The sequence below is a fragment of the Dactylosporangium sp. NPDC051485 genome, assembly GCF_040682015.1.
GTDB lineage: Bacteria > Actinomycetota > Actinomycetes > Mycobacteriales > Micromonosporaceae > Dactylosporangium.
Genome location: NZ_JBFAZW010000082.1, coordinates 18,837 through 31,380 on the forward strand (window position 1 = coordinate 18,837; position 12,544 = coordinate 31,380).

Genomic DNA, 12,544 nt, shown 5'->3' on the forward strand with positions numbered 1-12,544 from the left:
GACGCCGCGCGCGCCCGCCGCTGTTTCTGCCTGCGGCCGGCCCCCGTTGTGGGTTCATCACTCCCCGCTTCGCGTTCGCGCGGCCACGCCTGTCTGTTGTCGTGTTCGCCGTTTCTGCCCGTCCCGCGAAGGAGACGCTCGCATGCCTGCCGAAAACCAGCCCGACAACCCGGCCACCGAGACCGACGAGTCCGCCCCGGCCAACCCGCTCGAGGCCATCCGCCGCGCCCAGGCCAACCGCTCCCTCCCGCCGGGCTCCGGCAACCACGGCGGCGGCCGCGGCGGGGTGGGCAAGGGCGGCAGCCCGAAGGCCCCGCGCAAATACAACCGCCACAAGTAACCACACCCGCTGAGGGCCCGCCCGCTCGCGAGGGTGGGCCCTCAGCTTCCTCGGACTCTGGTCCGCGCAACCAGGGTGCCGTTACGCCCACTAGCGCCTGGTCCGGTTCGCCCAAGAGCGAAGCCCCATCGAGCCGGCGAAAACGAAGCGGTCGGCATTGGGCCCTGCCAGCACCGTCGTGCCACGAGCCTGGTCCGGGTCATCCGAGAGCGAAACCTCATCGGGCCGGCGAAATCGAGGCGGTCGGCACTGGGGCCGTCGTGCCACGAGTGACGCCCGGTCTTCTCCACGCGCCCGGGATCGAGCCCCGGCCGGGTCCGCGGCGCCAAGATATACCCGGATAAGTCGAATATTGGCGGAAACCGCTGATTTCGCGCTTGGGCAGGCGTGCGGACTTCGGGCCGGGTGTCGCCCTTTCACGCCTCGGGTCGCGGTCTCGCAGCGGGCGGGGTTGTGCCTACCGTTCCAGCGGGTCCCGGCCGTTCGGGGTGGATGACCTGCCGGACCCGCCGCCTGGAGGCGACCGTGACAGCGAGTGAGTGACAGTTCAGTGGCTCGGCGCTCTGAACTGCCGATGAGCGTGTATTCACTGAAATGCTCCGCCGGTGGCGCATTGGGATGGTGCTCAACCTTTTGCAGGCTTCGGCGGAATTGACAGCCGGCCGGACGCGGCAGATGCAAGAACCGGCTGCGATACGCTGCCGATGAACGCGGATGGCGGCCGATTGTTCGACGCGTTGCCGCACCGGCGGGCCGGCGTGACGGCGGCGGTGGCGTTGGTGCGCGACGGCCCGCGCGGGCACGCCCCGACTCTGCCGTGCCGCCCTTGCGGTCCGGCGGCGCGAGATCGGTGTGATCGGCGACGACCCGGCCGGCGGGGTGTTGGGCGGGGTGTTCGGCCTGTTCGGGCGATAGCGTCGGCGGGACCGGCGCGGGGGCCGGGTCGGGCGCAGGGGCCGGGTCGGGCCGCCGATCGTCGGCCGCGGTCACCGGCGGGACGCCACCATGGATGCGGCGTAGCTTCTCGGCGTGCCGTTGAGCAAGGCCCCACGCTCGATGCCGCTCATGTTCCCGACGGAACTGCTCCCTTGCCGGACAATAGCGCCGAGACCTGGACCTGTCACGCATGGCAGCCAATTCCGTGCGACTGAAGAATGACAGCTGCCCCATGTTTTGATTATCCCCGAGCCCGCCCGGAAAAACCGCCCCGGACGGTAGCGACAATGTCAAATGGTGCATGCTCAGACCGCGATCGCCAGCACGAGGTCCATCGCTACGCCAAGTGATCAACGGTTCAATGGTGCTGCCCGCCCAGACGGGTGTATCGCCGAAGCCGTGCCGGTCGGCCGGTCGGCCGGTCGGCCGGTCGGCCGGTCGGGGCAGAGGCGGCTGGGAACGTTCCATCGCCGTCAACGGGCAGGGCATCCGCTCGGCGTCGTCGCGGTCAGCACGAACCGGCACCACGCGCCGCCGCCCGGCCCAGCCCGGCCCTCAACGCGGCCGACGCGCAAGCTCGGCGGCCGCTGGCCCGACCAGGTCACCGTCCACTTCGACGCCTGCCATGAATCCACATAAATACCCCAAATCCGCATAAATCCGACAAGTCGCGGCGCCCGAAACGCCCCGACCCAGCGGGCTCTCGGTGGGCAGTCGGCGGTCACCACCGCGTACACCTGCGTCGTGGTCACCGAGGCGTGCCCGAGCACCAGCACGCCCCGGATCAGCGAGCCCTCGGATGGGCGGTCGCATAGATCTCGCGCAAGCGGTCGACGGTCACCAGCGTGTACACCTGCGTCGTGGTCACCGAGGCGTGCCCGAGCAGCTCTTGCACCACCCGGATGTCGGCCCCGCCGTCGAGCAGGTGGGTGGCGAAGGAGTGCCGCAGCGTGTGCGGCGACACCCCGGACGGCCCGTCGACCGGCAGCCCCGCCCGGTCCGCCGCCTTGCGCAGGATGGTCCACGCGCTCTGCCGCGACAACGGCCCCCCGCGCGCATTGAGGAACACGTTGGGCGACCCGGTCCCGTTGGCCGCCAGGGGCGGCCGGCCGCGCACCAGGTAGGCGTCCAGCGCCGCGCGCGCGTAGCTGCCCATCGGCACCAGCCGGGTCTTGCCGCCCTTGCCGTGCAGCACCACCATCCCCGGACGGGCGTCCAGGTCGAGGTCGTCGACGGCGATGCCGACCGCCTCCGAGATGCGGGCGCCGGTGCCGTACAGGAATTCGAGCAGCGCGGCGTCGCGCAGGTCCAAGGGCCCGGCCGCGGCCTGGGCCGGCACGGCCAGCAGGCGCACCACCTGGTCGACGTCGAGGGCCTTGGGCAGCCGCTTGGGCAGCGACGGCGGCTTCACCTCGCGGGACGGGTCGCTCGGGGCCAGGCCCTCCAGCAGGGCGAAGCGGTGCAGGCCGCGCACGGCGCTGGCGGCCCGGGCCGCGGAGGAGGCCGACAGCGGCGGGGCGTCGCCGGCCGGCGCGCGCAGGTCGGCGACGTGGGCGGCGATCTCCCGGGTGGTGACGTCGGAGAGGTCGGACACCCCCGCAGTGACCAGCCACTCGACGTAGCGGTCCAGGTCGCGGCGGTACGACGTGAGCGTGTTGACCGCGAGTGCCCGCTCGACCGTCAGGTGGTCCAGGTAGGTGTCGACGGCGCGGCGCAGCCGCGTGCCCGCTCCCCCGCCGTCGACTGTCACCATGGAGTTCTATGCCAGGACGTCCGCCAGGGCAATGTGGCTCATCCCATGCGCGTCGGCCACCGGGCCGTAGGTGACGTGGCCGTCGTGCGTGTTCAGGCCCAGGGCCAGCGCCTGGTCGCGGCGCAGGGCGTCGCGCCAGCCGCGGTTGGCCAGTTCCAGGGCGTAGGGCAACGTCACGTTGGTGAGCGCGTAGGTGCTGGTGTGCGGCACCGCGCCGGGCATGTTCGCCACGCAGTAGAAGATCGAGTCGTGCACCTGGTAGGTGGGCTCGGCGTGCGTGGTCGGGCGGGAGTCCTCGAAGCAGCCGCCCTGGTCGATGGAGATGTCGACCAGCACGCTGCCCGGCTTCATCCGCTTGACCAGGTCGTTGGTGACGAGCTTGGGGGCCTTGGCGCCGGGCACCAGGACGGCGCCGATGACCAGGTCGGCGTCGAGCACGGCCCGTTCGATCTCGTAGCCGTTGGAGGCGATCGTCTGCAGGTGACCCTGGTAGATCGCGTCGGCGCCGCGCAGCCGGGAGATGTTCTTGTCCAGCAGCAGCACCTCGGCCTGCATGCCCACCGCGATCGCGGCCGCGTTGAGGCCTGAGACGCCGGCGCCGATGACGACGACCTTGGCCGGGTAGACGCCGGACACGCCGCCGAGCAGCACGCCGCGCCCGCCGCCGGCGCGCATCAGGTGGTAGGCCCCGACCTGCGGCGCCAGCCGGCCGGCGACCTCGGACATCGGGGCGAGCAGCGGCAGCGACCTGTCGGGCAGCTCGACCGTCTCGTAGGCGATGCCGGTGACCTTGCGCTCGACCAGCGCCTGGGTGCAGTCGCGGGAGGCGGCGAGGTGCAGGTAGGTGAAGAGGACCTGCCCGGCGCGCATCCGGTGGTACTCCTCGGCGACCGGCTCCTTGACCTTCAGCACCAGGTCGCCCTCGGCCCAGGTGTCGTCGGCACCCGGCAGGATGATGGCGCCGGCCTCGCGGTACTCCTGGTCCGTGATCGCCGAGCCCTCGCCCGCGCCGGTCTCGACGAAGATCTCGTGCCCGTTCGCGGCGAGTTCGTGGACACCGGCGGGTGTGATCGCCACGCGATACTCGTGGTTCTTGACCTCGCGCGGAATTGCGACCTTCACGTTGGACCCCTCTCCGCTCAGCGCACCGTTACGCTGTGTGCATACGCCGGAGTTTATGGCCGTCGACCGGGCCGTGCGGGCTGCACAGTGTGAACTCCTGCGCGGGCAGATTGACACTGTGTCTGCCGACCGGCTGATCTATGCTTCACGGCCATGACCGTGTACGGCGGGCCCCGCCCCACGCCCCCCGCGCCCAAGCCAGACAAGTTGCTCCTCGGCGCGTTCGGCTTTCTCGTGGTGGCGGTGATCGTCGGCATCGTCTTCGCCGTGCAGGTCTTCCGCTCGCCGTCGCCGCAGGCCACCGGCGCCGCGGGCCAGCCGGGCCCGGCCAGCAACGCTGCGTCACCGGCCGCCCCGCCGCCGGCCGCCTCCTCGGCGGCGCCCCCGTCGTCGCCGGCCGCCTCACCCACGCCGGCCAAGGCGGCGCTGCTCGCGGCCAAGCCGACGCTGATGCGCCCCGACCACTCCGGCCTGTGCATGCAGGCCAACCAGGGCAACGGGGGCAACGCATCGCAGCAGCAGTGCGACGGCAACAACACCACGATGGTGTGGATACCCCGTGCCATGAACAACACGCAGGACACCTTCGAGTTCGTCAACGCCGCCGACAACCGGTGCCTGGACGTCAACGGCGGCTCGAAGGACAACGGGGCCCAGATCCTGATCTGGGACTGCCACGGAAGCCCCAACCAGCTGTGGAAGCTGGTCCGCAACGGCGACGGCTACCAGCTGGTGAGCCTCAACAGCGGCCGCTGCGTCGGCATCGACTCGGGCAACCCCAGCCCGGGCGCGGCGGCCCGCCAGTGGGACTGCGACAACTCCACCAACCAGCGCTGGAAGTTCCAGGCCCTCGCCTGATCCCCGCCGGGCCGGCCCCGACTTCTACTTCGACGCCATGGCGCAGGTCCGCCTCGAGCGGTACTCCTCGGGAAGGGTGGTCCTGCTCGGCGACGCCGGCTACTGTGCCTCCCCGCTGTCCGGCCAGGGCACCAGCCTGGCCCTGGTCGGCGCCTACGTGCTGGCCGAGGCCATCCGCAACGACGACCTCGGCGAGTACGACGAGCGGATGCGGCCCTTCGTGGCGGCGAACCAGGCCCTGGCCACCGAGAACCCGGGCGGCCCGGCGTCGGAGGAGTCGATCGAGCGGGCCAAGCGGGCCATCACGCTCTGATCAGCGCGATGGCCAGGGTCAGCAGCGAACCCGCCGAGGCGACGGTCCGCACGGTGTTCCAGCCCACCCACGGGCCCTCGAACGCCCGGCGGACCGCGGCCGGGTCGGCGATCGCCGCGGCCGGCCCGGCGGCGTCGAGGGTGTCGTTCATCGGCACGTTCAGCGCCGCGGTGACGATGAAGACGATGCCGTAGAGGGCCAGCGTGGCCAGCAGCCACGGCAGCGGGGCGCGGTGCCCGGGCGCGAGGTGCAGCAGGACGGCCGCGACGGCCAGCAGCAGCGCCCCGACGTACGCGGTCAGGAACCAGCCGTTGAGGATGGCCGTGTTGATCTTCTGCATGACGTCGATGAAGGTGCGGTCCTCGACCTTGCGCAGGGCGAGCATGACCGACGTGGAGTAGGCGAAGAAGACACCGGCGCAGAGCCCGACGAGCAGCGCGGTGGCGGCGAGGACTGCGGTTCTCATGCAGACCAGTGAATCCGTTCACCGCGAGACGTACCATGGCCAGGACGCGCCGATGCATAAGCCGGCGTCTACGGTGGGGCCATGGATGCGCTCACCGCCCTGCTCGACGGCCCCCGTGCCCGGGGCGCGTTCCTGCTGCGCTCGGTGCTCACCCCGCCGTGGTCGCTGCGCATCCGCGACGAGGCGGCCCTGGCCGTCGCGGCGGTGGTGCGCGGTGCGGCGCACTACGTGGGCGACGACGGCGAGACGATGGCGGCCGGCCCGGGTGACGTGCTGCTGATCCGCGGCCCGGAGCCTTACACGGTCGCCGAGCCGCCCGGCACCGAGCCGCAGATCGTCATCCATCCCGGGCAGCGCTGCACTACCCCGGACGGCGTGGACCTGGCCGAGGCCATGCACCTCGGGGTGCGCACCTGGGGCACCGGCCCGGACGGCTCGACGCTCATCCTCACCGGCGCCTACCAGGCGGCCGGCGAGGTGAGCCGGCGCCTGCTCGGCGCGCTGCCGCGGGTGCTGGTGGTGCCGCGGGCGGACTGGGACTCGCCGCTGGTGGCGCTGCTGGCCGACGAGATCGCCAAGGACCGGCCGGGCCAGGAGGCGGTGCTGGACCGGCTGCTCGACCTCGTGCTCATCACCGCGCTGCGCACCTGGCTGGCCCGGCCGTCCTCGGGCGCGCCCGGCTGGTACCGCGCCCAGTCCGACCCGATCGCCGGCCCGGCCCTGCGGCTGCTGCACCACAACCCGCAGCGGCCGTGGACGGTCGGCGGCCTGGCGGCCGAGGTCGGGGTGTCCCGCGCGCTGCTGGCCCGCCGCTTCAGCGAGCTGGTCGGGGAGCCGCCGATGGCCTACCTCGCCGGGTGGCGGCTGGCCCTGGCGGCCGACCTCCTGCTGGAGCCGGACGCCACCCTGGCCGCGGTGGCCCGCCGGGTCGGCTACGGCAGCGCCTTCGCCCTCAGCGCCGCCTTCAAACGGGTCCGCGGGGTATCGCCGCAGGCCCATCGGGAACAATGCTCGGCATGAACAACTGCCCGTGTGGACTCGGCGAACCGTACGACGACTGCTGCGGCAAGTACCACCGCGGCGCCGAGCCGCCGAGCGCCGAGCTGCTCATGCGGGCCCGCTACTGCGCGTACGTCGTGGGCGACCGGAAGTTCCTGCTGCGCACCTGGCACGAGAAGACCCGCCCGCGGGCGCTCACGCTGGAGGCGGACCAGAACTGGCAGGGCCTCGCGATCCTGGACCGGGTGGGCGGCGGGCTGTTCGACACCGAGGGCATCGTCGAGTTCCGGGCCCGCTACGTGGCCGAAGGCCGCCCGGGCACCATGCACGACCGCAGCCGCTTCGTGAAGGTCGACGGCCACTGGCGCTACGTCGACGAGGTCGACTGAAGCGAACGCCACTCGCGGTCGAGGATGGCGTAGATGTACTGGTCGCCGAACGAGCCCTTGAAGATCTCGTCCTCGACGAAGTGCGCCTCCCGGCGCATGCCGAGGCGGGCCAGCAGCCGCCAGGAGCCCTCGTTGCGGGTGTCGCAGGCGCCGAAGACCCGGTGCAGCCCCAGCCCGTCGAAGGCCAGCCCCAGCATCGCCTCGGCCGCCTCGCGGGCGTAGCCCTTGCCCTGGTAGGCCGGGTTGAGCACGAAGCCGAGCTCGCCCTGCCGGTGCTCCACGCTGGCCCACTTCAGCACGACCTGCCCGATCACCGTGCCGTCGAGGTCCAGCGCGAGGACGAGCCACTGCCCCTCCTCGGTCAGCGCGTCCTGGGCCGTCCGCCTGGCCAGCGCGGCGCGGGTCTCCTCCAGGGTGTGCACGTCCCAGTAGAGGTACCGCACCACCTCCGGATCGCCGGTGAGGGCATGCAGGTCGTCGACGTCGCGGCCGGCGAAGGGACGCAGCAGGAGCCGCTCGGTGCGGATCGGATAGTCGGGTCGCAGCACGACCCGATGTTAGACCGGCACCTTGCTGCTCAGCCGCACAATTGTTCCGGCCTCGCCGGTGCTCACGGCGACGTCGTCGACCAGGTGCCGGGCCAGCCACAGCCCGCGGCCGCTGACCGCGTGGCTGGGCGGGAGGGCCTCGCCGCTGAGCCGCTCGCCGGGGATGCCCTCGCCCCTGTCGGTGACCTCGCACACCACGACACCGTCGGACGCCCACATGCGCAGCGTGCCGCCGCCGCCCGCGTGCCGGACCGCGTTGGTGACGATCTCGTTCACCGCGAGCACGAAGTCCTCGAGGCGCTGCCCCCGCAGCCCCGCCGCGGCGGCGCCCTGGCTCACGGCGTGGCGCACCGGGGTGATCTGCGCGACGCCGAAATCCTCGACCAGTAGCGCCGTCGTCTGAACGGCCTCAGCCACGGTGCCACCTTTCCCAAGCGGCTTCGCCCCGGCTGAGACTACCCCCAGCCGCAGCGGGCCCGATGTCAAGTCACCCTGCGGTGCAACATGCATTCCCCACCTCGCATCCTGGACGGCATGGACGACGATCTGCGGGTGACCGACGACATAGCCCTGCCGCGGGCGGAGCTGGCGTGGCGGTTCAGCCGCTCCGGCGGGCCCGGCGGGCAGTCGGTGAACACCACCGACTCGCGGGTCGAGCTCCGCTTCGATCTGGCCGGGACGGATGCGCTGCCCGAGCCGCTCAAGGAGCGGGCGCTGCAGCGGCTGGCCGGGCGGCTGGTCGACGGGGTGCTGTCGATCGTGGCGTCGGAGCACCGCTCGCAGCTGCAGAACCGGCGGGCGGCCGAGGAACGCCTGGTGGCGGCCATCGCGGCCGCGATCGCGCCGCCACCCCGGCCGCGCAAGCGGACAAAGCCTTCCAAGGGCGCGGTACAGCGGCGCCTCGACGACAAGCGCCGGACCGCCATTCGCAAGCAGGAACGCCGCCGCCCGGACGAATAATCGGCGAAAATCCGGATATGTCCCGCCGAATCGCGCCTGCGCTCTGCGCCGTCCTCCTGGCCGCCGCATGTGGCGGCCACCACGACGAGCCGGCGGTGACCGGCGAGCCGCCCGGCCACCCACCGGCGACCGGCGCGTACCCCAGCCTCGCCGGCAGCCTCGCCACGGGGAGCCCGGTGGAGCTGGCCGGCTGGGAGGTCACCGTCTACTACACGGCGGTGGAGACCCTGCACACCGACAAGAAGACCGCAGTCACCGGCTGCCCCACCATCGACTGTGACAAGAACCGCAACCAGCGGCCGCTCGGCGACTTCCCGGCCTCGTTCGTCAAGGCGGTCAAGGACGAGGGCACCGGGAGGACCGCCGACGGGCGGTACCTCAACTGGTCCTACGACACCGGCTACTGGATGGACACCGCCCCGCGCGACACCGCCGGCCGCCCGCTGCAGCCGTGGAGCTCCGCCGCGGCCGACAGCGGCGTGCTCAAGGCGGGCTCGCGCTTCACGATCATGCGCTGCGGCACCGCCGAGGTCACCGCCCGGGTGTGCGCCCGGCTCAAGGCCCCGACCTGGACCATCGTCGACGAGTTCACCCCCGGCCTGGGCGGCGGCAAGCACGTCGACGTCTACATCGGCGAGGAGACCGAGCCGGACTTCACCGGCTCCGACATGTACACGACGCTGGAAGGCGCCACCCTGTCGGCGATCCGGGCATCATGAGAGCCATGAGGATCATCGTCTTCGGTGCGACCGGCATGGTGGGTCAGGGCGTGCTGCGCGAGTGCTTGGGTGCCGCCGACGTCGCCGAGGTCCTGGTGGTGACCCGCACGCCGACGGGCGTGGCCCACCCGAAGCTGCGTGAGATCCACCACGAGGACTTCACCGACTTCGAGGGCGTGGACTTCGGGCCGTACGACGCCTGCTTCTACTGCCTGGGCGTGAGCTCGGTCGGGATGTCCGAGACGCTGTACCGCCGCATCACCTACGACTACACGCTGGCCGCGGCGCAGCGCATGGCGGCGCAGCGCCCCGGCATGACCTTCGTCTTCGTCTCCGGCGCCGGCACGGACACCGGCGGCCGGCAGATGTGGGCCCGGGTCAAGGGCCAGACCGAGGACGACGTCGCCGCCCTCGACCTGCGGGCCTACGCGTTCCGGCCCGCCTTCATCCTCCCGGAGCACGGCGCCCGCTCCAAGGTGCGCCTCTACCGGGCGATGTATGCCCTGCTCAGGCCGCTGTCGGGGGTGCTGGTGCGCTTCGCGCCGGGCGTCGCGACGAGCACCTCCCAGCTGGGGCGGGCCATGCTGGAGGTGGCGCGGCACCGGCCGGACCAGCGGGTGTGGGCGTCGCGCGACATCGCCGCGGTGTGACGCGAGTGACGCCAGGTGTGTCTTCTGCACCGCCGTTTACCTGGTGTTAGGCTGGACTCCCGTGGATCGCTGACTTGGCAGCGTGACGAACCCCACGGGAGCAGGCTTTGTCCTCAACAGCACGGTCCGGTGCGAGCCGGCAGGCTAAGCACATCTTCGTCACCGGGGGCGTCGCCTCCTCACTCGGCAAGGGCCTCACCGGCTCGAGCCTGGGCAGCCTGTTGAGCGCCCGCGGGCTGCGGGTCGTCATGCAGAAGCTCGACCCGTATCTCAACGTCGACCCCGGCACGATGAACCCCTTCCAGCACGGCGAGGTGTTCGTCACCGAAGACGGCGCCGAGACCGACCTCGACATCGGCCACTACGAGCGGTTCCTCGACCAGGACCTCTCCCGCAACGCCAACGTGACGACGGGCCAGATCTACTCGGCGGTCATCGCCAAGGAGCGGCGCGGCGAGTACCTCGGCGACACCGTCCAGGTCATCCCCCACGTGACCAACGAGATCAAGGCCCGCATCCGGGCGATGTCGGCCCCCGACGCCGACGGGGTCGCGCCGGACGTGGTGATCACCGAGGTCGGCGGGACCGTCGGCGACATCGAGTCGCTGCCCTTCCTGGAGGCGATCCGCCAGGTTCGCCACGACATCGGCCGGGACAACTGCTTCTTCCTGCACGTCTCCCTGGTCCCCTACCTGGCCCCCAGCGGCGAGCTCAAGACCAAGCCGACCCAGCACTCGGTGGCCGCGCTGCGCAGCATCGGCATCCAGCCCGACGCGCTGGTCTGCCGGTCGGACCGGGAGATCCCCGACAAGACCAAGAACAAGCTGGCCCTGTACTGCGACGTCGACGCCGAGGCGGTCGTGTCCGCCCCCGACGCCCCGTCCATCTACGACATCCCCCGCGTGCTGCACGAGGAGGGCCTCGACGCCTACGTCGTGCGCCGCCTCGGCCTCTCCTTCCGCGACGTGGCCTGGAAGAAGTGGGACGACCTGCTCGAGCGGGTGCACCACCCGCGCCAGACGGTCACCGTGGCGATCGTGGGCAAGTACGTCGACCTGCCCGACGCCTACCTCTCGGTCACTGAGGCGGTGCGCGCCGCCGGCTTCGCCCACCGGGCCCGGGTCCAGATCCGCTGGGTGCCCAGCGACGCGTGCACGACCCCGCAGGGGGCCGCGCAGGCGCTGGCTGGCGTCGACGGCGTGGTCATCCCCGGCGGCTTCGGGGTGCGGGGCATCGAGGGGAAGATCGGCGCGGCGCAGTACACCCGCGAGCGTGGCATCCCGACCCTGGGCCTGTGCCTGGGTCTGCAGTGCATGACCATCGAGGTGCTGCGGCACGTGGCCGGCGTCAAGGGCGCCAACTCGCTGGAGTTCGACGCCGACGCCGCCGACCCGGTGATCTCCACCATGGCCGACCAGCAGGACATCGTGGCCGGCAAGGGCGACCTGGGCGGCACGATGCGGCTGGGCGCCTACCCGGCCGTGCTGGCCCCCGGCACCCTGGTCGCCGAGGCCTACGGCGAGACCGAGGTCTCCGAGCGGCACCGGCACCGCTACGAGGTCAACAACGCGTACCGCGACGCGATGACCGAGGCCGGCCTGCGCATCTCGGGCACCTCGCCGGACGGCCGGCTGGTCGAGTTCGTCGAGTTCGACCGCGAGCGGCACCCGTTCTTCGTGGCCACCCAGGCCCACCCGGAGCTCAAGTCCCGCCCGACCCGGGCCCACCCGCTGTTCGCCGCGTTCGTCGGCGCCGCGGTCGCCTACAACGCGGCCGACCGCCTGCCGGTCGAGCTGGAGACGGTGGACGCGTGACGACGTACGACGTGCGCTCCCACACGGAGCACCTGCGCAACCGCGTGTTCGCCGTCGTCACCGACTCGATCGAGATGCCCGGCGGCGAGGTCGTGGACCGCGACTACCTGGTGCACGTCGGCGCCGTCGGCGTGGTGGCCCTCGACGCCGACGGGCGGGTCGCGCTCGTGCGGCAGTACCGCCCGGCGGTGCGCCAGGTGCTGTGGGAGCTGCCGGCCGGGCTCATCGACGTGCCGGGCGAGTCGCTGGTCGACGCGGCCGCCCGGGAGCTCGCCGAGGAGGTGGACCTGGTCGCCGCCCGCTGGGACCTGCTGGCCGACGTGCACCCCAGCCCCGGCTGCTCCAACGAGCGGATCCGGCTGTTCCTGGCCCGCGAGATCGGCCCGGTGCCGCCGCAGGAGCGCCACGAGCGCACCCACGAGGAGGCCGAGCTGGAGCTGCACTGGGTCGACCTCGACACCGCGGTGACCATGGCCCTGACCGGCGAGATCACCAACGCCGCCTGCGTGGTCGGCGTGCTGGCGGCGGCGCAGTCCAAGCTGCGCGGCTTCGACACCCTGCGTCCGGCCTCCGCCGCGACATGACGCCGCAGGACCTGGCCGAGGCCTGCGCCGCGAAGCTGTACGCCGAGGACACCGCCTCCCGCGGCCTCGGCGTCGGCATCGCCGGCGTGGGCC

The 12,544-nt window shown here is 72.1% G+C and carries 15 protein-coding genes; 10 read left to right on the forward strand and 5 right to left on the reverse strand.

What is annotated here, in order from left to right:
• The first annotated feature begins 142 nt into the window (after positions 1-142).
• Positions 143-340, forward strand: coding sequence for a hypothetical protein (locus tag AB0M46_RS36050; protein WP_363343615.1), 198 nt, complete (start codon positions 143-145; stop codon positions 338-340).
• Between the two features lie 1,720 nt (positions 341-2,060).
• Here AB0M46_RS36050 and AB0M46_RS36055 read toward each other — a convergent pair.
• Both AB0M46_RS36055 and ald read right to left on the reverse strand, forming a co-directional pair.
• Positions 2,061-3,029 carry a site-specific tyrosine recombinase XerD gene (locus tag AB0M46_RS36055; RefSeq protein WP_363343617.1) on the reverse strand — a complete coding sequence of 323 codons (969 nt, stop codon included), beginning with the start codon at positions 3,027-3,029 and terminating at the stop codon, positions 2,061-2,063.
• 6 nt (positions 3,030-3,035) lie between these two features.
• Positions 3,036-4,151: an alanine dehydrogenase gene (gene ald, locus AB0M46_RS36060; protein WP_363343619.1), complete on the reverse strand. Its 1,116-nt coding sequence runs from the start codon at positions 4,149-4,151 to the stop codon at positions 3,036-3,038.
• Between the two features lie 153 nt (positions 4,152-4,304).
• On the opposite strand from ald, the gene AB0M46_RS36065 reads away from it, so the two are divergent.
• Together AB0M46_RS36065 and AB0M46_RS36070 are read left to right on the forward strand one after the other, a co-directional pair.
• A complete protein-coding gene (locus AB0M46_RS36065) occupies positions 4,305-5,009 on the forward strand; it encodes an RICIN domain-containing protein (protein ID WP_363343621.1) in 705 nt (234 codons plus the stop codon).
• Positions 5,010-5,046: 37 nt separating this feature from the next.
• Positions 5,047-5,322, forward strand: a complete 276-nt coding sequence (locus AB0M46_RS36070; protein ID WP_363343623.1) for an FAD-dependent monooxygenase — start codon at positions 5,047-5,049, stop codon at positions 5,320-5,322.
• Here the strand turns inward: AB0M46_RS36070 and AB0M46_RS36075 are convergent.
• On the reverse strand, positions 5,312-5,788 hold the full coding sequence (locus AB0M46_RS36075; protein WP_363343625.1) for an anthrone oxygenase family protein: 477 nt from the start codon (positions 5,786-5,788) through the stop codon (positions 5,312-5,314). The two genes, AB0M46_RS36070 and AB0M46_RS36075, sit on opposite strands and share 11 nt — an antisense overlap.
• 81 nt (positions 5,789-5,869) lie before the next feature.
• Here AB0M46_RS36075 and AB0M46_RS36080 point away from each other — a divergent pair, with 81 nt between their 5' ends.
• Together AB0M46_RS36080 and AB0M46_RS36085 are read left to right on the forward strand one after the other, a co-directional pair.
• Complete coding sequence (locus AB0M46_RS36080) at positions 5,870-6,808, forward strand: AraC family transcriptional regulator (RefSeq protein WP_363343627.1); 939 nt, start codon at positions 5,870-5,872, stop codon at positions 6,806-6,808.
• Positions 6,805-7,176 carry a YchJ family metal-binding protein gene (locus tag AB0M46_RS36085; RefSeq protein ID WP_363343629.1) on the forward strand — a complete coding sequence of 124 codons (372 nt, stop codon included), beginning with the start codon at positions 6,805-6,807 and terminating at the stop codon, positions 7,174-7,176. Before AB0M46_RS36080 ends, AB0M46_RS36085 begins: the two co-directional genes overlap by 4 nt.
• Here the strand turns inward: AB0M46_RS36085 and AB0M46_RS36090 are convergent.
• The gene (locus tag AB0M46_RS36090; protein WP_363343631.1) at positions 7,155-7,724 is read right to left on the reverse strand and encodes a GNAT family N-acetyltransferase; all 570 of its coding nucleotides are present in this window, start codon (positions 7,722-7,724) and stop codon (positions 7,155-7,157) included. The two genes, AB0M46_RS36085 and AB0M46_RS36090, sit on opposite strands and share 22 nt — an antisense overlap.
• A 9-nt stretch (positions 7,725-7,733) precedes the next feature.
• Positions 7,734-8,141 carry an ATP-binding protein gene (locus AB0M46_RS36095; RefSeq protein WP_363343633.1) on the reverse strand — a complete coding sequence of 136 codons (408 nt, stop codon included), beginning with the start codon at positions 8,139-8,141 and terminating at the stop codon, positions 7,734-7,736.
• 117 nt (positions 8,142-8,258) lie between these two features.
• On the opposite strand from AB0M46_RS36095, the gene arfB reads away from it, so the two are divergent.
• The 5 genes from arfB to AB0M46_RS36120 all read left to right on the forward strand — a co-directional run bounded on the left by arfB (position 8,259) and on the right by AB0M46_RS36120 (position 12,451).
• Positions 8,259-8,684 (forward strand): alternative ribosome rescue aminoacyl-tRNA hydrolase ArfB, encoded by a 426-nt coding sequence (gene arfB / locus AB0M46_RS36100; protein ID WP_363343635.1) that lies wholly within the window; start codon positions 8,259-8,261, stop codon positions 8,682-8,684.
• Positions 8,685-8,701: 17 nt separating this feature from the next.
• Positions 8,702-9,403, forward strand: coding sequence for a hypothetical protein (locus AB0M46_RS36105; RefSeq protein ID WP_363343637.1), 702 nt, complete (start codon positions 8,702-8,704; stop codon positions 9,401-9,403).
• A 5-nt stretch (positions 9,404-9,408) separates the two neighbouring features.
• Positions 9,409-10,053 carry an NAD-dependent epimerase/dehydratase family protein gene (locus tag AB0M46_RS36110; protein WP_363343639.1) on the forward strand — a complete coding sequence of 215 codons (645 nt, stop codon included), beginning with the start codon at positions 9,409-9,411 and terminating at the stop codon, positions 10,051-10,053.
• A gap of 107 nt (positions 10,054-10,160) precedes the next feature.
• Complete coding sequence (locus AB0M46_RS36115; RefSeq protein WP_363343641.1) at positions 10,161-11,867, forward strand: CTP synthase; 1,707 nt, start codon at positions 10,161-10,163, stop codon at positions 11,865-11,867.
• Positions 11,864-12,451 carry an NUDIX hydrolase gene (locus tag AB0M46_RS36120; protein ID WP_363343643.1) on the forward strand — a complete coding sequence of 196 codons (588 nt, stop codon included), beginning with the start codon at positions 11,864-11,866 and terminating at the stop codon, positions 12,449-12,451. Before AB0M46_RS36115 ends, AB0M46_RS36120 begins: the two co-directional genes overlap by 4 nt.
• Positions 12,452-12,544 lie beyond the last annotated feature (93 nt).

Coding starts and splice junctions, on each gene's coding strand:
- AB0M46_RS36085 (WP_363343629.1), top strand. CDS start 6,805: ATGAACAACTGCCCGTGTGGACTCGGCGAACCGTACGACGACTGCTGC.
- AB0M46_RS36080 (WP_363343627.1), top strand. CDS start 5,870: ATGGATGCGCTCACCGCCCTGCTCGACGGCCCCCGTGCCCGGGGCGCG.
- arfB (WP_363343635.1), top strand. CDS start 8,259: ATGGACGACGATCTGCGGGTGACCGACGACATAGCCCTGCCGCGGGCG.
- AB0M46_RS36075 (WP_363343625.1), bottom strand. CDS start 5,788: ATGAGAACCGCAGTCCTCGCCGCCACCGCGCTGCTCGTCGGGCTCTGC.
- AB0M46_RS36070 (WP_363343623.1), top strand. CDS start 5,047: ATGGCGCAGGTCCGCCTCGAGCGGTACTCCTCGGGAAGGGTGGTCCTG.
- AB0M46_RS36050 (WP_363343615.1), top strand. CDS start 143: ATGCCTGCCGAAAACCAGCCCGACAACCCGGCCACCGAGACCGACGAG.
- AB0M46_RS36065 (WP_363343621.1), top strand. CDS start 4,305: ATGACCGTGTACGGCGGGCCCCGCCCCACGCCCCCCGCGCCCAAGCCA.
- AB0M46_RS36055 (WP_363343617.1), bottom strand. CDS start 3,029: ATGGTGACAGTCGACGGCGGGGGAGCGGGCACGCGGCTGCGCCGCGCC.
- AB0M46_RS36110 (WP_363343639.1), top strand. CDS start 9,409: ATGAGGATCATCGTCTTCGGTGCGACCGGCATGGTGGGTCAGGGCGTG.
- AB0M46_RS36105 (WP_363343637.1), top strand. CDS start 8,702: ATGTCCCGCCGAATCGCGCCTGCGCTCTGCGCCGTCCTCCTGGCCGCC.